Source organism: Actinophytocola sp. (assembly GCF_036002505.1).
In the GTDB taxonomy this organism is placed as follows: Bacteria; Actinomycetota; Actinomycetes; order Mycobacteriales; family Pseudonocardiaceae; genus DASYTH01.
Map to the genome: position 1 here is coordinate 59,176 of NZ_DASYTH010000406.1, position 20,747 is coordinate 79,922.

Annotated in this window: 17 protein-coding genes; 9 read left to right on the plus strand and 8 right to left on the minus strand. The window is 70.9% G+C overall.

All coding sequences use genetic code 11. The annotated features are described in order from the left end of the window. Positions 1–26: 26 nt before the first annotated feature. The gene (locus VGR06_RS35465) at positions 27–1,208 is read right to left on the minus strand and encodes an IniB N-terminal domain-containing protein (protein ID WP_327563575.1); all 1,182 of its coding nucleotides are present in this window, start codon (positions 1,206–1,208) and stop codon (positions 27–29) included. A 214-nt stretch (positions 1,209–1,422) separates the two neighbouring features. On the opposite strand from VGR06_RS35465, the gene VGR06_RS35470 reads away from it, so the two are divergent. Next, positions 1,423–2,652 (plus strand): Hsp70 family protein, encoded by a 1,230-nt coding sequence (locus tag VGR06_RS35470; RefSeq protein WP_327563576.1) that lies wholly within the window; start codon positions 1,423–1,425, stop codon positions 2,650–2,652. 44 nt (positions 2,653–2,696) lie between these two features. Next, positions 2,697–5,009 (plus strand): helix-turn-helix transcriptional regulator, encoded by a 2,313-nt coding sequence (locus VGR06_RS35475; protein WP_327563577.1) that lies wholly within the window; start codon positions 2,697–2,699, stop codon positions 5,007–5,009. Positions 5,010–5,021: 12 nt separating this feature from the next. Here the strand turns inward: VGR06_RS35475 and VGR06_RS35480 are convergent, their stop codons facing one another. The 3 genes from VGR06_RS35480 to VGR06_RS35490 all read right to left on the minus strand — a co-directional run bounded on the left by VGR06_RS35480 (position 5,022) and on the right by VGR06_RS35490 (position 8,383). Then, positions 5,022–5,696, minus strand: a complete 675-nt coding sequence (locus VGR06_RS35480) for a hypothetical protein (protein ID WP_327563578.1) — start codon at positions 5,694–5,696, stop codon at positions 5,022–5,024. Positions 5,697–5,845: 149 nt separating this feature from the next. After that, positions 5,846–7,411, minus strand: a complete 1,566-nt coding sequence (locus VGR06_RS35485; RefSeq protein WP_327563579.1) for an adenosine deaminase — start codon at positions 7,409–7,411, stop codon at positions 5,846–5,848. A 123-nt stretch (positions 7,412–7,534) separates the two neighbouring features. Next, complete coding sequence (locus tag VGR06_RS35490; protein ID WP_327563580.1) at positions 7,535–8,383, minus strand: M23 family metallopeptidase; 849 nt, start codon at positions 8,381–8,383, stop codon at positions 7,535–7,537. Between the two features lie 93 nt (positions 8,384–8,476). On the opposite strand from VGR06_RS35490, the gene add reads away from it, so the two are divergent. Next, complete coding sequence (add, locus tag VGR06_RS35495) at positions 8,477–9,508, plus strand: adenosine deaminase (protein ID WP_327563581.1); 1,032 nt, start codon at positions 8,477–8,479, stop codon at positions 9,506–9,508. A gap of 28 nt (positions 9,509–9,536) precedes the next feature. Here add and VGR06_RS35500 read toward each other — a convergent pair whose 3' ends face one another. Further along, positions 9,537–11,507, minus strand: coding sequence for a Xaa-Pro dipeptidyl-peptidase (locus VGR06_RS35500; RefSeq protein WP_327563582.1), 1,971 nt, complete (start codon positions 11,505–11,507; stop codon positions 9,537–9,539). Between the two features lie 64 nt (positions 11,508–11,571). Here VGR06_RS35500 and VGR06_RS35505 point away from each other — a divergent pair, with 64 nt between their 5' ends. Further along, complete coding sequence (locus tag VGR06_RS35505) at positions 11,572–13,149, plus strand: DUF4139 domain-containing protein (protein WP_327563583.1); 1,578 nt, start codon at positions 11,572–11,574, stop codon at positions 13,147–13,149. Between the two features lie 12 nt (positions 13,150–13,161). Here the strand turns inward: VGR06_RS35505 and VGR06_RS35510 are convergent, their stop codons facing one another. From VGR06_RS35510 to VGR06_RS35520, 3 genes are read right to left on the minus strand one after another with little or no spacing between them, the layout of a single operon-like run. Next, positions 13,162–15,570: an ATP-binding protein gene (locus VGR06_RS35510; protein ID WP_327563584.1), complete on the minus strand. Its 2,409-nt coding sequence runs from the start codon at positions 15,568–15,570 to the stop codon at positions 13,162–13,164. 25 nt (positions 15,571–15,595) lie between these two features. Beyond that, complete coding sequence (locus VGR06_RS35515; RefSeq protein ID WP_327563585.1) at positions 15,596–16,207, minus strand: DUF6879 family protein; 612 nt, start codon at positions 16,205–16,207, stop codon at positions 15,596–15,598. After that, on the minus strand, positions 16,200–16,469 hold the full coding sequence (locus VGR06_RS35520; protein ID WP_327563586.1) for a hypothetical protein: 270 nt from the start codon (positions 16,467–16,469) through the stop codon (positions 16,200–16,202). The genes VGR06_RS35515 and VGR06_RS35520 overlap by 8 nt, the downstream gene beginning before the upstream one ends. A gap of 119 nt (positions 16,470–16,588) precedes the next feature. Between VGR06_RS35520 and VGR06_RS35525 the strand changes: the two genes are divergently transcribed. The 5 genes from VGR06_RS35525 to VGR06_RS35545 all read left to right on the plus strand — a co-directional run bounded on the left by VGR06_RS35525 (position 16,589) and on the right by VGR06_RS35545 (position 20,593). Beyond that, positions 16,589–17,473 (plus strand): dihydrodipicolinate synthase family protein, encoded by an 885-nt coding sequence (locus VGR06_RS35525; RefSeq protein ID WP_327563587.1) that lies wholly within the window; start codon positions 16,589–16,591, stop codon positions 17,471–17,473. Continuing rightward, on the plus strand, positions 17,473–18,474 hold the full coding sequence (locus VGR06_RS35530; RefSeq protein WP_327563588.1) for a proline racemase family protein: 1,002 nt from the start codon (positions 17,473–17,475) through the stop codon (positions 18,472–18,474). Before VGR06_RS35525 ends, VGR06_RS35530 begins: the two co-directional genes overlap by 1 nt. A 117-nt stretch (positions 18,475–18,591) precedes the next feature. Next, the gene (locus VGR06_RS35535; RefSeq protein WP_327563589.1) at positions 18,592–19,257 is read left to right on the plus strand and encodes a GntR family transcriptional regulator; all 666 of its coding nucleotides are present in this window, start codon (positions 18,592–18,594) and stop codon (positions 19,255–19,257) included. Next, on the plus strand, positions 19,254–20,363 hold the full coding sequence (locus VGR06_RS35540) for an FAD-binding oxidoreductase (RefSeq protein ID WP_327563590.1): 1,110 nt from the start codon (positions 19,254–19,256) through the stop codon (positions 20,361–20,363). The genes VGR06_RS35535 and VGR06_RS35540 overlap by 4 nt, the downstream gene beginning before the upstream one ends. Beyond that, on the plus strand, positions 20,360–20,593 hold the full coding sequence (locus VGR06_RS35545) for a (2Fe-2S)-binding protein (protein WP_327563591.1): 234 nt from the start codon (positions 20,360–20,362) through the stop codon (positions 20,591–20,593). The genes VGR06_RS35540 and VGR06_RS35545 overlap by 4 nt, the downstream gene beginning before the upstream one ends. The last annotated feature ends 154 nt before the right edge of the window (positions 20,594–20,747 follow it).

A 20,747-nucleotide genomic window follows, 5' to 3' on the forward strand; every position in this document is an offset into this window, starting at 1 on the left:
ACCGCCCCCCGAGGGCGATCTGAAGCTCAGTGCCCGAACGGGAGGTGGTTGTCCAAACCGTCCGTCAGATCGCCCACGAGCGGCACCTGCGCGGTGAGTCCGCCGACCGTGTCGTGCACGGTGTCCAGGCCGGGGACGCTCGGCAGCGCGGGGAGCCCCGGCACGGCCGGCAGGTCCACCGGGAGGTCAGGCAGCTGCGGCAGATCGACCGGGAGGTCGGGCAGCTGCGGGAGGTCGACCGGCAGCTGCGGCAGGTCGATGGGGAGACCAGGGAGACCAGGGAGACCGGGCAGGCCGGGCAGGCCCGGGAGCCCGGGAAGGCCAGGTACGCCGGGCAGCGCCGGAAGGCCGGCGGGCAGGCCGCCGGGGAGGTCCACCGGCAGGTCGCCGAGGCCAACGTCGGCCACGCCCGGCAGGTGCGCTGCCGAGGTCGGGTCCTGGATCGTCGTGGCGAACTGGTCGGCGCCCTGGCTGACCAGGCCACCCGCGGTCCACGCGCCGGTGTTGAGGCCGTCGGCGAGCGCCCCGGCGCCTTCGGTGAGGAAACCGGTGAGCGTGGCGGCACCGTCGGTGACCACGCCGGCCACCGTGCCGGTGACCAGGTCGCCGCCCTTGCCGATGGCGTCCGCGTCGAGCGGGAACCCGAAGGACGACCCACCGCTCTCCATCGAGAGGCCCGCCGGGCCGATGCCCGTCGCGAAGCCCTCGCTGCCGAGCATGCCGCCGGCGAAGGACAGGCCGGTGGACTCGGTCGACAGGCCGTGCTCGTTCACGCCGAACTTGGCGACGCCGCCGCCCATCGTGGAGACCATGTCCAGCTCGCCGGCCAGCTCGGGCGAGTCGGTGGCCAGGCCGAGCTTCGCGACACCGCCGCCGAGCAGGGAGTCGAGGCCGGTTTCGCCGGAGATCCCGCTCATGCTGCCGCCGAAGGCGAACCCGCCACCCCCGAGCGCCGAGGTCAGGTTGCTCTCGCCGTTCAGCCCGTCGAGGCCGCCGGACAGCGCGCTGTCCACCCCGAGGCTGCCGCCCGACGCGGAGGCGAGATCCAGGACCAGCGGGATGGCGTCCACGACGTCCTGGGGCGTGACGTCCGGCAGGCCGGCACCGCTGAGCGCCGCCACCGGGTCGAGGTCGAACGCCTGGCTGCTGGCCGGATCGGTGAGCAGCTTGAGCACGAAGTCGTGCAACGTCGGTTCAGCGCTCTGCAAGAGATGCTCCTTGGTGCAGGGGATCGATTGGGTTGACCGGCGCACCGTATTGAGCCCGCACCCAGTTCCACATCGGGGATTACGCCTAGTTGTGCACCGTAACCCGATAGGGCGATGCGCGTTACTCGTTAGGGGGTTAGGGGTTTGCCGGCCCGAACACCCCGGGTGGTACGAACACGCACGGGATTCACACGATCACGGAGGAAGCGCCTGCATGCCATACGTCCTCGGGGTCGACGTGGGCAGCGGTCACACGACTGCGGCGCTGAACAGGCACGACGAGGACGAGGTCTGGGTGCTGCCGCTGGACGCGGTCACCCCATCGGTGCATTCCGTGCTCTACCTGACGGATGACGACGCCGTGCTGGTCGGCCGGGACGCGCTGGCTCGCGCGGAGGCCGAGCCGGACCGGGTGGCCCGCGGGTTCGTGGACCGGATCGGTGACCCGGTGCCGCCGCTGGTCGGTGGCCGGCCCTGCCCCGCGGAGGTGCTGACCGCGGCACTGGTCTGCTGGGTCGTGGACCGGGCGGCGGAGATCGAGGGCGACGGTCCGGAGCGGGTCGTGCTGACCCACCCGGCGAGCTGGGGCCCGCACCGCCGGGCCCTGCTCGACGGCGCGCTGCGCCAGGCCGGCCTGCCGGACGTGCTGCTGCTGCCGAAACCCGTGGCCGCGGCGGAGACCCACGCGGCCGGGCATCCGGTGGCGGCCGGCGACGCGGTGGCCGTCTGCGACCTGGGCGAGCACACCGGGTGCGGCGCGGTGACGCACCTCGGTCCGGCCGGGTTCGAGCTGGTCAGCCGGGCCGAGGCGGGCGAGCACGTGGCCGGCGCCCGGTTCGACGACGCACTCGTCGCGCACGTGCTGGCCGAGCTGGAGCGGGCACCGGCCGACCTCGACCCGGAGGACGAGGACGTGCGGGCGGTGCTGGCCGAGCTGCGCGCGGCCTGCCGCACGGCGAAGGAGACGCTGTCCAGCGCCACCGAGGCGGTCGTGCCGACCCCGCTGCTCGGCCCGCCGTCCAGCGTCCTGATCCCCCGCTCCCGGTTCGAGGAGCTGATCGCCCCGGCGGTGCATCGCACGGTCGACATGCTGCTGCAGGCGATCCGCGCGGCCGGCGGGGCACGGGTGACCGCGGTGACCCTGGTCGGCGGATCGGCCCGGGTACCCCTGGTCGCCGAACTGGTGATGGCCGCTTCACCCGTACGAGTAGTAGTCGACGCGGACCCGGCGACCGCCGTGGCCCGAGGCGCGGCGCTGGCCGCCCGGCGCGCGCCGGATCCGTCGGTGCGGCCGGTGCGGCTGCCCGAGCAACGGGAGCACGTGGACCCGGACGCGCCCACCCAGCCGCCGCGCCCGCCGGTCGAGGTGGCCCCGCTCGACGTCCCGCTGCGCGGCGCCCGGCGCTGGCGATCCGCCGGCCGGGCACGGCGAAGAGCCGGTTGAGCCAACCGCATCCGGCCACTCCGAACCCCCTGCGAGGACTGCCGTTGAACACGCGCACCGCTCCCGAGCTCATCCCGGACGAACGGATCCGGCGGCTCCGCGACGCCATCACCGCCGACCCCGGCACTCCGGTCCGGGCCGGCATCCTGGCCCCCGGCGGCTACGGGAAGACCGCCCTGCTCGCCGACCTGGCCGCGATCTACCGGAACGCCGGGGTGCGGGTCGCCAGCGGGCCCGAGGAGCTCGACGAACCCGGGGTGCTGCTGGTGGACGACGCGCACCTGCTCGATTCGGCCACGCTGCGCCGGATTCGGGAGCGGGCCGCGGCGGACCGGGCCCGGGTGATCATGGCCGCGCGGCCGTGGCCGGTGCCGGACGGGCTGCGCGAGCTGGCCGGCGCGCTGGACGGCACCGCGGCGCTGCGGCCGTTCGACCGGGCTCAGGTCGGGGCGTACCTGGCCGCGTCCGGGGTGCCCGGGCGACCCGGGCTGGAGGAGTTCGTGCTGGCCCAGACCGGTGGCGTGCCGGCGTTCGTCGAGCGCCTGGCGCGCGGGCTCGATCCGTCCACTGAGGACTCGGCGTTGACCGTGCCGGCCACCGCCGCGGCCGAGCTCGGCGCGGAGGTGGAGGCGCTGCCCGCGCCGGTGGTCGGGTTTCTGCTCGCCGCTGACCAGCTGGGCGGAGTCCTGCACGTGGACCTGCTCGGCGACCTGCTGGAGTGTGACCGGGAGGCGGTCGGCGAGATCGCAAAGGCGGCGCTGGCCACCGGGATGACCGACCAGGGCGGGCGGCTGATCCCGATCGTGCGGCTGACCATCCGCACGGTGATCCCGGTCGACCGGCGCACCGCGATGCGGCAGCGGCTGGCCGACGCGCAGCTCGCCCGGGGCCCGGCCTGGGCGGAGCGGGTGTCGCTGGCCGGTGACCTGGACACCGCGCTGCGGGTGGCCGACCAGGTGCTGGCCTCGCCCGAAGCGCCGCAGCATGGGGCGGCCGCGCGGGTGGCCGCGGCGGCGCTGGCCCACCGCGGCCAGCTGGGCAGCAGCGCGGAGTTGTTCCGCTGGGCCGGAACCGGGCTGACGAACGCGTTCGCGGTCATCGGGCTGATCGGCACCGGGGCATTCGCGGCCGCCGAGGAGCTGCTCGGCGAGTCCATTTCGGACGGTCCGCCGACGCTGCTGTCCGGGGCGGCCGCGCTGATGGCACGCGGGGTGCACGCGTCGGTGAGCGGGGCGCCGGCCGAGGCACTGACCGGGCTGGTACGGGCCGCGTCGCTGCTCGAGCCGGCCGACCCGGGGATGCTGCTGCCGGACTCCCCCGCCGCACTCGCCGCGATCGTCGCGGTGCAGTGCGGGGAGCTGGACGTGGCGGACTCGGTGCTGCAGCGGGCGGTACGGGCCGGGATGGGCGGCGCCCCGTTCGCGGTGCGGCACCGGTTGCTGCGCGCCTGGGTGTGCCTGACCCGCGGGGATCTGTCCGCGGCGCGGGAGCGGCTGCAGAACGCCGGCGCGGCCCGGGCCGCGGGTGGCCCGCTGCCGCCGCGCGACTGGCTGTTCGCGATGGCGCTCGAGGTGGGGCTGGCCCGGCGGACCAGCGATCTGAACGCGCTGCGCCGGCTGTGGGCGCGGGCCGGGGACGCGGTGATCCGGCACCCGGTGGACCTCTACACCCTGCTGCCGCTCGGCGAGCTGGCGGTGGCCGCGGCCCGGCTGGGCGACTCGGAGCGGCTGGCCGCGCACCTGGATTCGGCGCGCTCGCTGCTCGACGCGCTCGGCAACCCTCCACTGTGGGCAGTTGGGCTGCACTGGAACGGGGTGCACGCGGCGATCGTCGCCGAGGAGTGGGACGTGGCGCAGGCCCACGCGGCGGCGCTGTCGGCGATCCCCGGTGAGCTCGGGCGGTACCCCGCGGTCCTGGCCGCCGCCGCGCGCAGCTGGCTGTCCGTGGTGCGCGGCGAGGTCGACCCGGAGGCGGTCGAGGGTGTGGCCCGCGACCTGCACGCGGCCGGGCTGCGCTGGGACGCCGCCCGGCTGGCCGGCCAGGCGGCGATCCGCACCGCCGACCGCAAAGCCATGGTCGGCCTGATGGAATGCGCTCGGGTGCTCCAAGGCGAGAGCGCCGCTCTCGATCGTGACACGTCGTCTGAACCGCGTGCGGGTGGCCAACTCAGCGAGCGTGAGCGCCAGGTCGCCCGGCTCGTCCTCGCCGGCCTCACCTACCGCGAGGTCGGCGACCGCCTGTTCATCTCGGCGAAGACCGTCGAGCACCACATCGCCCGCATGCGCCAGCGGCTCGGCAGCACCAGCCGCCGCGAGCTCCTGGCCCAGCTCCGGGAGCTGCTGGGCCAGGCCGGCTGACGACCCGCCGGGTTACCGGTGCCGCACGGCGATGTCGGCCGGGAAGCGCGGATCGATTTCGTAGTGGGTTTCGAACTGGCTGCTGAAGCCGGTCACGCTGACGGTCTGGCCCACCGCGAGACCGGTGAGGTCGATGCCGGTCTGGGTGTTGACGAAGATCGTGAGCTCGCCCGAGCCGTCGTCGACGAAGAACTTGAACCCGAACGGGGGATCCGACGCCGGCGCCTGGGTGATCCTGCCGACGACGCGGACCAACTTGCCTTCCGACGCCTCGTTCACGGCTCCGGTGGCCAGCGGCGTGGGTCGGACCTTGGGGCCTTTGCCGTGCACGAAGACCGCGGCCGGGTCATCGGGGACGAGGATGAGCAACCCGGAGCTGTCGCGCAGCGTGCCGGTCACCCGCACCTGGCTTCGGACCGCGATGCTCAGGTCGACCGCGACGCTGACGTAGATCCCGGCGCTCCGGTCCTGCACGGCGAAGCCCTTGTCGAAGAAGCTGGACTCGAACGCACCAGACGGGGTCGTCGCCGAACCGTCGACCGTGACCACGGTGCCCGGCGGCAGGGTGCGCGCCTGGGCGATGGGCAGAACATGGGGACCACCGGCCGACGCGCGGGCGGGTGCCGCGAGGCCGATCGAGAACAGCACCAGGAGCAGGGCCGAAGCCCAACGGCGCCATGCGTGCATGCTAGTCCGCCTCCCCGGAATTGAATGCGGCGGTTCCGTCCCAGCGAACGGGGCGGAAATCCGGTTGATTGTGGCTGGGTGCCGTCACGGTACCCCTGAGGTTCCGTTGGTCGGCCCGAGGCCAAGTCAACCCGTCCGCGATGATCCAATCAGACACGCCCTAACCCTCCAGATCTTTGGTTGTAGCGTCGTTCGAACGCGGTGAACTTAGCCTCCTGCTGCCATTGCAGGCTGGCTTTCGGGCTGCTGGCGAGGAACGCCCGGCAACTCGGACCGGGCAGCGGTGCGCCCAGCCGATCGTGGGCACAGGGCGCGGCCGGCAGGAAGATGTCCGGGCCGCGCCACAACGACGCGCCGGCGAGGAAAGCGTGCTCCAGGCTGGTGCGGGCCAGGGTTTTCAGGTCGCCGTAGCGCAGGTGGTAATCGGTCGTCGCGCGCTGGTACTCGTGGGTGAGGTCGATCCGGGAAACGCCCTCGTCGTCGGTGGACAGCGAGACCGGCACGTGGAACGCACGGTACCTCGGGAACGGGTGCTCCCGGCCGGAGACCTCGAGGATCTGGTCGTTGCTGGTGAGGTTGATCTCCGTCATCACGTGCCGGTCGGCCATGGTGCGCAGCAGCGCCGGCCAGTCGTCCTCGCCGAGCACGTCCACACCGTGCCCGATCCGCTCCGCGTGCCCGGTGAGTACGGCCTCGCGGATGTGGTAGGTCAATTCCTCCGGCTTGACCAGGCCGGGAACGAGTTCGCCGGCGTGCAGGGAGATGTGCCCGGTGGGGTAGACGCCGCGCAGGAAGTCCAGCATCCGCATGTGCAGCCGGTAGTCCCGAATGGACACCTCGCCCTCCTCGGGCGAGACCATGTTGAGCGCGACGGTGCGGTTGTCGGCCGCCGACAGCTCGAAGGCCGACACCATGAAGGTGAACACGACGTTCGGCGGGTTGTTGCGGTTGACCTGCTGGATGTAGCGCAGGGACACCGCGCAGCCCGGGGACGCCGACGGGGTGCCGCAGCCGAGCAGGGAACGGTAGCGGGCCTCGTCGGCGGTGATCTCCGCACCGGCGGCGGCGGCGATGCCGGCCATGGTGCCGCCGGCCAGGACCTGGGCCCGCATCGCGGCGAAGTCCTCGGTGAAGGTGACCCGCGCGGCGAGTGCGGACAGGGCACCGCCCTGCCGGGTCAGCATCGACTCCAGGTACTGCTCGTTCTGCCGGCCGGCCCGGTCCAGCACGTCGGCCAGCAACTCGACCCGGTGCGGACCGGTGACCGCGCCGAACTTGCCGAATGTGTTGAAGAAATGGTCGTGACCAGATTCGCCTTGGCCGGTCTGGAAGCCCTCCATGGACCACGCCATGAGCAGGGCACGGTAGAACGCGGGATCGGTCGCGGTGTCCGCCGCGGGGCGCTGTCCCGCACCACAGGGCCCGGTCGCCGCGACAAAGGTCGTGCTGTTGACGCACAGCCCGTCCTGCGCGGCCAAGGAGATCAGCAACTCGGTCGACGCCGCCCCGGACAGGTGACTGTGCAGGTCACCGCCTTTTGGCAAATCCCGCAGAAACGAACGCAACCGATCCGGATCATGCCGCACCGAGTTCAGATAATGCTCAGCTCCCAGTTCGCCGGCAGGTTCGGCCTGTGCGACCGCGGCCGGCACCACCAGGCCCAGGCTCAGGATGCCGGCGGCGACCAACGACAACCCGGTGCGTGGCTTGCGCATCGTGTTCCCCTTTATTGAGTTTTGTGCGACCCGACGTACACCGAAGCACGCGGCCAATCCGTCCGCAATAGTCCGAAAGACCCTAATAGGCCCGCGGAATTGTTGCTAAGCTATTTGGATCAGTTAGCCGCAGTGTTCGAAGGGGCTCGTGTAGGAGGTTCCTCCGGCCGAACCGCCCCAGCGGACGCAGGAGCCGGGGGCCGCTTTACGGACGGGGCCGGCGTAGTAGGCGTAGGAGCCGGAGTCGGTGGTGCGGGTTTGGCCTTCGACCTCGAGGAACGCCGAGGCTGCCGACGCGGTGCCGATGGAACTGGCCTTGATGGTGGTGACGCAGTTGTTGCCGTTGGCGGCGTTGTAGAGGAGGTAGACGGTGCCGGCGGAGCCCAACCCGGCCCAGTCGATCACCTGGTAGCCGCTGCCGCAGGCGGCTTGGGGCGTGTGCGGGTTGTTGGCGGCGCAGGTGTTGGCGCTGGTGTAGGCGCGGGTGCCCCAGTAGAGGATCTGGCTTCCGTTGAGCACGATCTTGACCGCGGTGCTGTTGAGGCGTTCCTCGAAATGCAGGTGCGGGCCGGTGGAGCCGCCGGTGGTGCCGACGTTGCCGATGAGCTGGCCCGGGCTGACCAGGTCGCCGACGGCGACGCGCTGGGCGGAGAGGTGGGCGTAGCGGGTGGTGTAGCCGGCGCCGTGGTCGATCTCGATCCACTTGCCGTAGCTGATGCTGCCCTCGTCGTCGACGCGGGAGACCCGGCCGGAGGCGGCGGCGCCGACCGGGTCGCCGTCGTCGTTGGCGCGGTTGAGGTCCACGGCGTTGGCCGGGCTGTGGTCGGTGCGGGTCTGGCCGTCCCAGGTCTGGCCGCACGGGAACGGGAGCTGGAACGCGGGTGCGGCGCCGGCTTCGGGCACGGCACCGAGCACCACGACGGCGGTCGAGATCAGGGCTGCGCCGGCCAGCGATGCGAGGGCACGGAACATGGGCCACCTCCTGCAGGGTCGGGGAGACTCGTCAACATCTTGCCAACTAGGAGGCGGGATTGTGTATACCTAACGTTGAGTCATCATGGCTGGGTGCAGGACTTCATCGCAGCGCTGCCCAAAGTGGAGCTCCACGTGCACCTGGTCGGCTCGGCCTCGGTGGACACGGTGCTGGAGCTGGCCCGCCGGCACCCGGACCGCGGCGTGCCGCTCTCGCCCGCGGAGCTGCACGCGTTCTACGAGTTCACCGACTTCGCGCACTTCCTCGACGTCTACGTGAAGGTGAACAGCCTGGTGATCTCCGGCGCCGACGTGACCGCGCTGGTGCTGGGGCTGGCCGCCGACCTGGCCCGCAACAACGTGCGCTACGCCGAGGTCACCGTCACCCCGGTGCCCCACCTGGCCCTCGGCATCGAGCCGGACGAGCTGGCCGAGGCGCTGACGGCCGGCCGCACCCGGGCCCGGGCCGAGCACCGGGTGGAGCTCGCGTGGGTGTTCGACATCGCCGGGTCGCTGGGGTACAAGGCCGGCATCGCCACCGCCGAGTGGGTGCTGCGGCACCGGCCCGAGGGCACCGTCGGGTTCGGGCTCGGCGGCGCGGAGCTCGGGGTGCCGCGGGAGAAGTACCGCGACCCGTTTCTCCTGGCCCGCGACGCCGGGCTGCATCTGGTGCCGCACGCCGGGGAGACCACCGGCCCGGAGACCATCTGGTCGGCGCTGCACAACCTGCACGCGGAGCGGATCGGCCACGGCACCAGCGCCGCACTGGACCCGTCGCTGCTGGACCATCTCGCCGCGAACGGCATCCCGGTCGAGGTGTGCCCGACCTCCAACATCCGCACCCGCGCGGTCCCCGACCTCGCGGCGCACCCGCTCCCGCTGATGCTCGAGGCCGGCGTCCCGGTCACCCTCGCCACCGACGACCCCGGCATGTTCCACACCGACCTCAACCGGGAATACCTGTTGTGCCACAACGACTTCGGCCTCGGCCCCGGCGAGCTGGCGGACCTGGCCCGCACCGGCGTGCGGGCCGCGTTCTGCCCCGACGCGCTCAAGGGCACCCTGCTCGCCGAGATCGACGCGGTGTGCTCGCCCCGAGGAAGCAACGTCACGTTCATGCCCTAGAGGGGAAGCAACGTCACGTTGCTTCCCGTCACCGGAAGGTGGTCCACCGGTCGGTCGGGGTGGCGGCCGGATCCGCGGGCTGCAGTTCGGTGACGATCTGCGGCGCCGTGGTGGTGTCCGGCAGGGTGGTCGCGCCGGGCAGCAGGGACACCGGGAGCCCGAGGCGGCTTCGGCCCAGGTCGAGGTCCACGGTCGCCCCGGTGTTGAACGGGATGGTGAAACCGTTGTCGCTCAAGGTGATCACCAGCCCGAGTACCCGGCCGGCGGGGAGCACGGTGTCGTGCGCGTGCAGCGTCCAGTCCACTGTGTACCACTGACCGGGGACGAGCGGGCTGGGCGCCGTGAGCGAGTCGCGGTGGGCGGCGTCCAGCCAGCCGCGGGTGAGCACGGCGAAGTCCGCGGTTGTCAGGTTCTTCGCGGTGTCGCGGTAGCACGGGTCGTCGCCGGCGGTGCTGGCGCCGAAGCAGGACTCGGTGCTGAGCGTCCGGATGCCTTCGCCGGAGCCGAGGTAGTTGATCCGCTCGGCCCGGCCGTAGTCGACCAGGCGCGCGGAGAGCTCGGTGTTCGGCTGGTTCACCTTGATCCGCAGGCTGATCGTCGCGGTGCCGCTGATCCGCACGTCGTGGGGCAGCGGTGCGGACAGGAACACCCGCCGGCCGGGGACCGCGGTGTTCGGGTCGCGCACCGCGGCGTTCTCGCTCAGCGCCGGGTCGTCGGTGACGGACGCCAGGGTGCCCGGGCGGCTCGGCCGCAGACCCAGCGTGCCGGTGGTGCCGTCGCCGGCGCCGAGCGAGACCGGGAGCTTGACGGTGCCGGGCGCCGGCCAGGTCCGTTCGTCGACCCAGTGGTCCGGGGTGCGCTCAAGGGTGGCCATCGGCTCGCGCATGACGTTGTTTCGCAGGCCCTGCAACCAGAAGTCGAACCACTTGTGCAATGTGGACACCCAGTCGGCGCGGCGGAAGTCGAACGGGTCGACGTGCCCCTCCTGGCTCAGCCAGATCTTGCGCGGGACGTCGCGCCGCGCCAGCGCGTCCCACCACTGCGCGAAGTGCTTGGTCTCCACGTTGAGGTCGTTGATCCCGTGCACGACGAACACGCTGGCGCGCACCGTGCGGGCGTCCGGCACGAAGTCGCGCTCGGACCAGAACGCGTTGACGTTCCCGGTGGCGTTCTCCGAACCGGTCAGCAGCCGCTCGCGGTTGGCCACGCAGATGGGGTCCGGGCGGCCGTTGACGAACCCGGAGAGCCAGGACGGGCCGAAGTCGGCGGTGTAGATCGCGCCGTTGTCCCGGTAGTAGTCGTACCAGCTCGAGATCGCGGAGATCGGCACGATGGTGGCGAGCCCGTCGACACCGGTCGCGGCCACGCCGTTGGCCACGGTGCCGTCCCAGGACTTGCCGATCATGCCGACCTTGCCGGTGGTCCAGTCCGCGCGGGCGACCGTGCCGTCGGCGTACTCGCCGTGCGCCCGGCCGTTCAGCCAGTCGATCACGGTCTTCGCGCCGATGATCTCCTCGCGCCCGCCGACGTCACCGCAGCCGGTGGACCGGTTGGTGCCGTTGAAGTCCACGGCGGCGAACGCGTACCCGCGCGGCACGAAGTAGTTGTCGTAGAACAGCGGGAACTTCACCACGTCGCCGTCCGGCCCGTAGACCTTGCGCTCGCTCTCGTTGCCGCGCCCGCAGCACTCGTAGTACGGCGAGGCGTCCATGATCACCGGGATCTTCACCCGGGCCTGCGCGGTCTCCCGCGGGCGCACCAGGTCGACGACGATCTTGTCGGGGGCGCCGTCGCCGTCGTTGTCGAGCGGCGTGGTGACCCACACGCTCTCCCGGATGGCGTTGGCGTAGTCGTAGACGGGCACGGTCTCGGTGCCCCGCACGTGCGGCGGCGCCACGTGGGCGGTGGCGGGCGCCGGCACGACAAGACCGGCCAGACCGGCCAGACCGGTCAGCGCCGCGGCCAGCGTGATACGGCGAAAGGACTGGACCATCGTCATGTGCCGCAACGTATCCGCGCCGCTCCGACCGACGGTAGCCCCGATGGTCGGCTAGCGTGGCCCAATGACCACCAGTGTGGACGCCCCGATCGTCGCGGTGACGGTGTATCCGGGGCAGGCGCGGATCACCCGGCGCCAGGTTGTCGAGCTGGCCGCCGGGGAGCAGCGCGTGCAGGTCGGCGGGCTGCCGCTGAGCCTGCGCGCCGACTCGGTGCGGGTGAACGGCCGCGGCCCGGCGACCGTGCTGGGCGTGGACGTGGTGGCCGAGCACCACCCGCGCTCCCCCGACGTCACCGTGGACGAGTTGGAGAAGCGCCGGCAGGCGTTGGCGGACCGGCTCAGCGAGCTGGACGACGAGGGGACGGTGGCCACCGCGCGCCAGGAGCTGATCGGGTCGCTGTCCCGGCGGTCCGGCGCGGCGTTCGCCCGGGCGCTGGCCGCCGAGTCGGCCGAGGTGTCCCGGGTGGCCTCGGTCGGCGACGCCCTGGCCGAGCAGCTCGGCGCGGTCCTCGCGAGTCGTAGAGAGCTGGCCGAGCGCCGGCGGACCGTGCAGCTCGAACACGAGGAGGTGGTGCGCCGGCTGGGCGAGCGGCTCGCCCAGCAGGTGCCGGACCGGCGCGCGGTCGCCGTGGACCTGTCTGTTGCCGGGCCCGGCGCGGTGGAGCTGGAGGTGTCCTACCTGGTCGACGGCGCGCGCTGGGAGTCCCGGTACGACGTGCGGTTGCGCGGCGAGTCGCTGACGCTGACCTGGTTCGGCCTGATCACCCAGCACAGCGGGGAGGACTGGCCGGAGTGTGACCTCAGCCTGAGCACCGCCCGGCCGGCGAGCGCCGTGACCGTGCCCGAGCTGGACCCGTGGTACCTGCAGCGCGAGGAGCCGATGAAGGTGTTCCGGGCACAGGGAATGGTGGGCGCGGGTGCGGACTTCGCCATGCCGGCCCCCGCCGCACCGGCCGCCGCGAAGGCCAGGCAGCTCTCCGCGCCGCGCGAGCTCGCCACGGCCACCGCCGGGGTCGAGCACGGGGTCGCGGCCACCACCTACCGGCCGGCGCGCCGGATCGCGGTGCCCGCGGACGGCACCGCGCACCGCACCACGGTCACCGTGGCGGAGCTGCCGACCCGGCTGGACCATGTCACGGTGCCGCTGCGCGGGCCCGAGGCCTACCTGCGGGCGACCGCGGTCAACACCTCGGAGCACACGCTGCGGCCCGGTCCGGCCGCGATCTTCCACGACACCGAGTACGTCGGCACCACGACTTTGGAGCCGTGGGCGCCCGGCGAGGAGGTGGAGCTGGCGCTCGGCGTGGACGACCGGGTGCGGGTCGAGCGCGAGCTGGTCCGGCGCGCGGCCGGCAAGGCGGTGCTCGGCGGCACCCGCCGGCACGAGGCGGCGTACAAGATCACGATCGGCAACTACGGGCCACGGCCGGCATCGGTCACGGTGATCGACCAGATCCCGGTCTCCCGGGACGATGCGATCGAGGTGCGGGAGGTGCGGCTCGAGCCGAAGCCGGCGGAGCAGACCGACCTCGGCGAGATCACCTGGAAGCTCTCCCTGGAGCCCAACAAGACCGCGGAGCTGACCATCGCCTTCCGCGTCGACGTGAGCAAGGGCGTCAAAATCTCCGGCTGGCGAGATTGACATCCGAATAGGTCACGTGGTCCCCAAGCGCTCGCTGATACGGCGACGCATGTCAGCCGCTCTCGGATCGCCGAAACCGGCAAGGATCGACAGAGCTTCCGCCCAGTGGAGCCGAGCCCGATCGTCGGCGCCGGTTCGCAATAGAACGTTGGCCAGGTTATTCAACGACACGGCCAACTGCCAGCGGTCTTTGAGTTCTCGATGGGTAGCGGCGGCACGTCGATGGAAATCTGCCGCCTCCTCGGTCCGCCCGATTTCGGCATATGCCTCACCGGTAGCATCGAGAACACGAGCCTCACGGCTGCGGTCGCCGAGCTGGCGGTGCAGGGTCGCGGCTTGCTGATATACGACAAGCGCCTCCGCCGGCCGACCGAGGGCACGAAGTACTGCACCGAGCTCGAGCGACCAGTACGCATCTTGGACGCGGTTACTTTGCTCACGAGCAATGGCTATCGCTTGCTCGATCAACGGAAGTGCCGTCCCGGGTTGCCCGCGCTCGCGCTCAATCCTGCTGAGGAGATAAAATGTATCCCCTTCATTGATCCGTTCCCCTCGTTCACGAAAGATATCGAGCGCGCGCCGAAGAACACGGTGGGCCTCGGCCAGCTCCTCGAGCTCGCAGCTGACGTGACCAAGGTTGAACAGCAGCAGAGCTTCCCAATAGGAGTCACCGTGTTCCCGCAGGCCAGCCAGGCTCTGCTCGAAAAAGCTCCGCGCTGACACCAGATCCCAGGCGAGAAGAGCGGCCCGACCGAGACCATTGAGGGCCAGTGCCGCGCCGAAGCCGTCGCCCAGCTCTCGGCGGATGTTGAGCGTAGCCCGGTAGTACTCGGCGCCCTGCTCCAGGCTCCGCGCCTGGATGTGAACCATGGCCAAACTCTCGAGTAACTCCGCTTCAGCGCCGCGGTCGCCGAGTTGTCGAGCCGCGTCCAAGCCGATTTGCGACGTGTCCAACCAATCGTCAAACACGGTGAGAACTCCGTAGACGGTGCGGAGCACTACTGCGAACTGCCACGCAAACCGCGGATCACCGGCAGCGGTCGCAGCGCGGATCACGGCACCGAAGTTGACTCGCTCCGACTCACACCAGCGCATCGCCTCGCCGAACCCGCCAAACGTCATCGGCATGCTGCCTTCACCAGGCGGGTCAAGCGGGACACGGGGTTCATATGGACGTAGGGCGGCTTGTGCCGCGTCGGCGGAGCGCAGGTACCAGGCAAGCACCCGGCGCAGGGCCGCCTGAAGGCTTTCCGGAGTTTCCTCCTGCCGGGCCTGATCGGTTGCGTAGATCCTCAAGAGGTCATGGAACTGATATCGATCGGCACCGTTCTCCTCCATCAGATGCAACCCGGCGAGGATATCGAGTTGCCGTCGTGTTTCGTTGACATCCACGCCGACTAGTACCGCGGCCGCCGCCGTGCTGAACTCGGATCCGGGATACAGACCCAACAGCCGAAACACCCGCGCCGTCTGTTCAGCCAATGCTCGGTAAGACCAGGCAAACGCAGTGCGTACTGCCTCGGCATCCTCGTCCTCGCCGGACGATAGCGCAGCCCAGAATCCCGACTCATCGCGCAATCCCATGATCAGTTGATCCAGCGGTATCCGCGGCCTTCGAGCGGCACGTTCGGCCGCGATACGCAGCGCCAGCGGAAGGCGTCCGCACAATCGTGCGAGCTCGACCAATTCCGCCGAATCGTCCTCCGCACGATATGCGGCCGTCGCCGTCCGGAGCAGGAGAACGGCATCGGGCGCGGTGAGCACGTCGAGGGTCACCCGGTGAGCGCCGTCCCGAATCACGAGGCCAGACAGGCGGCTCCGGCTCGTCACAACGACCAGGCAAGCGGCCGTGCCTGGCAGCAATGGGCGAACCTGCCCGACGGTTGCGGCGTTGTCCAGAACCACCAACATCCGCCGGTTGGCGAGGAGCGATCGGTACAAGGCAGCCTTGTCGTCGACATCGACCGGTATGGAGCGGGGCGGCACGTCCAGTGCGCGCAAGAACCGGTCAAGAACCCGATCCGCTCCAATCGGCGGGCCCGGGTCATAGCCACGCAGGTTCACATATAACTGACCATCCGGAAAGTGTGGCCGAACCCGATGTGCCCAGTGCACCGCCAGCGAGGTCTTGCCAACTCCGGCCGTCCCGACAATGACAGAAACACCCGCAACGGAGGATCCAGCGACATCTCCGGCCAGAAAGGTGTCGAGCCGATCCAACTCGACCTGGCGGTTCACGAAACCGTGGACGCCGACGGGCAACTGCTGGAGCACCGGACCACGTGCACGGCCCTGACCTCCAAAAAATATGCCGCCATGAATCGTCCCGGCTTGCACCACGTCGCCGGCCGAGCCGGACAGTTCAGAATGTGTTTCTCCGCTGGCGGGCTCCCTGACGTGCTCGCTCGGACCGCCGGTCACCGCCGCTCCCAGGTAGCTAGCGATGTCATGGATTCACAGGTGGCTCCATGTGAGCAATCCTTCGCTGGAAGAAAATGCTCAATTCTTCACCCTCTGAGTAAAGGTGGTCAATGAACTCGACGCATTGTGCCACAATGCCCACGCCGATGAACCGGCTTGCTCCCGTGCAAGCGCCGTTTTCGTCGTAGAAGGCGCAATACGCGGTGTCATCCCCGACCGTGAGGAGTTCGGGCAGCGGACGATCCGTCTCGAACTCTTCGACCTGCAACGGTGTGATCACGCGAGTTGTTTCGCCGTACTCTGCTGCGAGCAGCAGGTAATGCAGTTCCCACTGCACATACGGAACGACGGGTTCCTCCACACCCCGCACCCGGTACAGACCGATGCCGCGGGCCTCGACGTCACGGCGCATCTCTTCGAGATCCGCACGCTGCTCACCGATGAGCCGAAGGGCGTCGTCCCAGTCGCCACGAACAAGTGCCTTCCAAGCAGGATTCTCCGGTTCTCTGAAGTTCTGCAGCCGCTCAAGCTTCCACGAGTCGTGACTGCCCGCGCTTGCGAACCGCTTTCCATAGTCAGCTTTGAACTCCGCACGCGTCAGCCGTTCGCCACTCGCACCATAGAGCAAATCAAGCATCGGGCATGTTCGCCTTCGCCGAGATGAAGGTGGCGCGCGGCAGAATTACTAGCCGCTCGTCAAAATCAATACTCGCATTGTCCGGGATTCTGGACCCGAAGGCCGAGGTCAGATCCTTCCCGATGACGGCAATGTCACCATTGTCGAGCTCCCAGATATCGGGACACTCGGCGCGCGTCGTGCTGACTCCGTCCCCATGCGGGGGCTTGCACAGTCGCCGGACAAACGACGCGGCGGGGTCGGCCTTCCATGCGTCGACCATGACTTCCTCCAACGGACTCGAACATGATGTCACGCACCGTACCAATGGTGTCACGGCCTGCCGGGTTGCCGCCGGGACAAACACGGGACAGCTGCTGTGCCATGTGATATTTTACCGACATGATGATACCGGGTCGGCCGTGGCATGGGGTGCTGGTGGCGGCGGCGTTGCCGTTTCGGGAGGATCTGAGTGTTGATCTGGAGCGGTATGCCGAGCACGTGCGGTGGCTGGCCGACGGTGGATGTCACGGCATTGTGCCGAACGGATCCCTTGGGGAGTACCAGGTTCTGACGCCGGAGGAGCGGGCGGCAGTGGTGGCGACCGCGGTGGCGGCGGCGCCGGAGGGGTTCACCGTCATGCCGGGGGCGGGCGCCTACGGGGCGCTGGAGGCGCGGCGGTGGGCGGAGCAGGCGGGCGAGGCGGGGTGCCCGGCCGTCATGCTGCTGCCGCCGAACGCGTACCGGGCGGACGAGCGGGCGGTGCTCAACCACTACCGCGAGGTGGCGCGGGCCGGGCTGCCGATCGTGGCGTACAACAACCCCTTCGACACCAAGGTGGATCTCACGCCGGAGCTGCTCGCGCGGCTGCACGGTGAGGGCCTGATCGTGGCGGTCAAGGAGTTCAGCGGCGACGTGCGCCGGCCCTACCAGATCGCGGAGCTCGCACCGGGGCTCGAGTTGCTGGTCGGTGCGGACGACGTTGTGTTGGAGCTGGCGCTGGCCGGCGCGGTCGGCTGGGTGGCCGGCTTCCCGAACGCCCTGCCGCGCCAGTGCGTCGAGCTGTACCACGCCGCGACGGGCGCCGACCCGGCCGCCGCGGTCAAGCCGTACCGCCGGCTGCATCCGTTGCTGCGCTGGGATTCCCGCTTCGAGTTCGTCCAGGCGATCAAGCTGTCGATGGCGGTCGCCGGCCGGTACGGTGGGCCCTGCCGCCCGCCGCGGGAGCCACTGTCCGACATGGACGCCGCGGCGATCCGGGCGGCCACCGAGGAGGTGCTGCACTGATGCGGTCGAGACATGTGTTCCACGCGGTCGACTCGCACACCGAGGGCATGCCCACCCGGGTGATCACCGGCGGGGTCGGCGTGATCCCAGGCGCCAGCATGGCCGAGCGCCGGCTGCACTTCATCGAGCACCTGGACCACCTGCGCCGGCTGCTGATGGAGGAGCCGCGCGGGCACGCGGCCATGTCCGGCGCGATCCTGCAGCCGCCGGCCCGGCCGGACGCCGACCACGGGGTGCTGTTCATCGAGGTGTCCGGGGTGCTGCCGATGTGTGGGCACGGCACCATCGGCGTGGCCACCGTGCTGGTGGAGACCGGGCTGGTGCCGGTGGTCGAGCCGGTGACCACGATCCGGCTGGAGGTGCCGGCGGGCCTGGTCACCGTCGAGGTCGCGGTGCGGGACGGCCGGGCGGAGGCGGTGACGATCAGCAACGTGGCCTCGTTCGCGGTGGCGCTGGACGCCAAGATCGACGTGCCGGGGTTCGGCGCGGTGCGGTACGACCTGGCCTACGGCGGGAACTTCTACGCCATCACCGCGCTGGACGAGCTGGGCATCCCGTTCGAGCACGCCGAGCGGGAGCGGCTGCTGGACGCCGGGCTGGCGATCATGGACGCGATCAACGCCGCGGATCCGCCGGTGCATCCGGAGGACCCGGCGGCGCGGGACGTGCACGGGGTGTACCTCACCGCGCCCGGCTCGACCGCCGCCCACTCCCGGCACGCGATGGTGCTGCCGCCGCGCTGGTTCGACCGTTCCCCGTGCGGCACCGGCACCTCCGCGCGGATGGCCGCCCTGCACGCCCGCGGCGAGTTGGGTGTGGGCACCGACTTCGTCAACGAGTCGTTCCTCGGCACCCGGTTCACCGGCCGGCTGACCGGCGAGACCACGGTCGGCGGGCGCCCGGCGGTGCTCCCCACGATCACCGGGCGGGCCTGGATCACCGGCACCGCCCAGTACCTGCTCGACCCGGACGACCCGTTCCCGGCCGGGTTCCTGTTGTGAGCGGGAAGTGAGGCCGCGATGCCGGCTGCACGGAGGAGCAGCGCAGGTGCGAGGAACGAGCACCGAGCAGCGGACGGAGGAAGCCGGCATCTGCTGCGGCCGAGCTGGAGCGAACCGGTGGACACCGTGACGGCGGAACTTCCCAGCCTCGCCGAGCGGACCAGCCTGCGCCAGCAGGTGGGGAACGCGTTGCGCGCGGCCGTGATCAGCGGTCAGCTGCGGCCAGGGGTGGTGTACTCGGCGCCGGCGCTGGCCACCACGTTCGGCGTGTCGGCCACCCCGGTGCGCGAGGCCATGCTGGACCTCGCCAAGGAGGGTCTGGTGGAAGCCGTGCGCAACAAGGGTTTTCGAGTCACCGAACTGTCCGAACGGGACCTCGACGAGCTGACCGAGCTGCGCATGCTGATCGAGGTACCGACCACGGCGGCGCTGGCCGGGCTGCTGGACACCGGCGCCCTCGCCGAGTTGCGGACCCTGGCCGCGGCGATCGAGGTGGGTGCGGCGGACGGGGACCTGGTCGCCTACCTGGAGGCCGACCGGCAGTTCCACCTCACCCTGCTCGGGCACGCCGGCAACCGGCACCTGGTGGAGCTGGTCGGTGAGCTGCGCTCGCGGGCCCGGCTGTACGGGCTGGCGCGGCTGGCCGACTCCGGGGTGCTGGTCGGGTCCGCCCGCGAGCACGCCGAGTTGCTTGACCTGATCGAGCGTGGCGACACCGGGGGCACGGAAGCCTTGATCCGCCGGCACATCCGGCACGTGCGGGGCGCCTGGGCCGCGTCATGACGGACGTGGTGGTGATCGGCGCCGGTATCGTCGGCGCGGCGTGCGCCTACTACGCGTCGGCGGCCGGGCTGTCGGTGACCGTGGTTGACCGCGGACCGCTGGCCGGCGGCACGACGTCGGCCGGTGAGGGCAACCTCCTGCTGTCGGACAAGGAACCCGGGCCTGAGCTGGAGCTGGCGCTGCGGTCCAACCGGCTGTGGCTGGAGCTGGACGTCGGGCCGGTCGAACTGGAACCCAAGGGCGGCCTCATCGTCGCGGCCACCGCCGCCGGAATGTCCAGTGTGGAGGATATGGTGGCCGGGCAGCGGGCGGCGGGCGTGACGGTCACGGTGACCCGGGACCCCACCGAATACGAGCCACGGCTGCGGCCGGATCTCGCCGGCGGCGCCTACTACCCGCAGGACCTTCAGGTGCAGCCGATGCTCGCCACCGCACGGATGCTGCGCGCGGCGCCGGGTCTGACCGTCCACTACGGACATACCGTGACCGCGATCGAGACACACCACAGCCGGGTCGTCGCGGTGCGCACGGACCGGCAGCGCATCCCGACCGGGGCGGTGGTCAACGCGGCCGGCGTGTGGGCCGGTTCCGTGGCGGGTCTCGCCGGCGTGCCGCTGCCGATCGCGCCGCGGCGGGGTTTCGTGCTGGTCACCGAACCGCTGCCGCCGCTGGTCCGGCACAAGGTCTACGCCGCAGACTACGTGGCGAACGTGGCCAGCGGCGACGCCGGGCTGCAGGCCTCCGCGGTGGTCGAGAGCACGCCGGCGGGCACCATGCTGATCGGAGCGAGCCGCGAGCGGGTCGGCTTCGACCGAACTTTCGCGCTCCCCGTGCTGCGCCGGCTTGCCGCCCAGGCCGTCACACTTTTCCCTTTTCTGGCAACGGTTCGCCTGTTGAGGGCGTACCGGGGTTTCCGCCCGTACAGCCCGGACCACCTGCCGGTGATCGGCGCCGACCCGCGGGTGCCCGGCCTGTTCCACGCCTGCGGCCACGAGGGCGCGGGCATCGGCCTCGCGCCCGTGACCGGCGAGCTGATCGCCCGGGAGCTCACCGGAAAACCGGCCGAACTCGACCTGACCCCGTTCCGCCCGGAGCGATTCGCATGATGATCACGTTCGAGGGCCGGGAGATCCCGTTCGAACCGGGCCAGAGCGTCGCCGCGGCCCTGATCGCCGCCGGCATCCGCGCCTGGCGCACCACCCGCCGCGACGCCGCACCTCGCGGCTTGTTCTGCGGCATCGGCGCCTGCTACGACTGCCTGATCACGATCAACGACACCCCGGCCCAACGCGCCTGCCTGGCACCGGCCCGCGACGGAGACGTGATCACGCCGTGAGCTACCGCCGGCCCACGAACCCACCCCCCACCCCAGTTCCGGGTGGGGGCTCTGCGGCCAGTTTATCGGCGGGGGCATCTTTGAAGATCGAGTTGGGGGTGGGTGTGGATGGGAGGGGTTGTTGTGGATAAGTGGGGGTGGGGGTGATGTGGGC

Bases quoted from the DNA above. Each gene is read 5' to 3' on its own strand.
- VGR06_RS35490 (WP_327563580.1), bottom strand. From the start codon at position 8,383: ATGTTCCGTGCCCTCGCATCGCTGGCCGGCGCAGCCCTGATCTCGACC.
- VGR06_RS35545 (WP_327563591.1), top strand. From the start codon at position 20,360: ATGATGATCACGTTCGAGGGCCGGGAGATCCCGTTCGAACCGGGCCAG.
- VGR06_RS35470 (WP_327563576.1), top strand. From the start codon at position 1,423: ATGCCATACGTCCTCGGGGTCGACGTGGGCAGCGGTCACACGACTGCG.
- VGR06_RS35540 (WP_327563590.1), top strand. From the start codon at position 19,254: ATGACGGACGTGGTGGTGATCGGCGCCGGTATCGTCGGCGCGGCGTGC.
- VGR06_RS35500 (WP_327563582.1), bottom strand. From the start codon at position 11,507: ATGACGATGGTCCAGTCCTTTCGCCGTATCACGCTGGCCGCGGCGCTG.
- VGR06_RS35525 (WP_327563587.1), top strand. From the start codon at position 16,589: ATGATGATACCGGGTCGGCCGTGGCATGGGGTGCTGGTGGCGGCGGCG.
- VGR06_RS35515 (WP_327563585.1), bottom strand. From the start codon at position 16,207: ATGCTTGATTTGCTCTATGGTGCGAGTGGCGAACGGCTGACGCGTGCG.
- VGR06_RS35505 (WP_327563583.1), top strand. From the start codon at position 11,572: ATGACCACCAGTGTGGACGCCCCGATCGTCGCGGTGACGGTGTATCCG.
- VGR06_RS35480 (WP_327563578.1), bottom strand. From the start codon at position 5,696: ATGCACGCATGGCGCCGTTGGGCTTCGGCCCTGCTCCTGGTGCTGTTC.
- VGR06_RS35520 (WP_327563586.1), bottom strand. From the start codon at position 16,469: ATGGTCGACGCATGGAAGGCCGACCCCGCCGCGTCGTTTGTCCGGCGA.
- VGR06_RS35530 (WP_327563588.1), top strand. From the start codon at position 17,473: ATGCGGTCGAGACATGTGTTCCACGCGGTCGACTCGCACACCGAGGGC.
- VGR06_RS35485 (WP_327563579.1), bottom strand. From the start codon at position 7,411: ATGCGCAAGCCACGCACCGGGTTGTCGTTGGTCGCCGCCGGCATCCTG.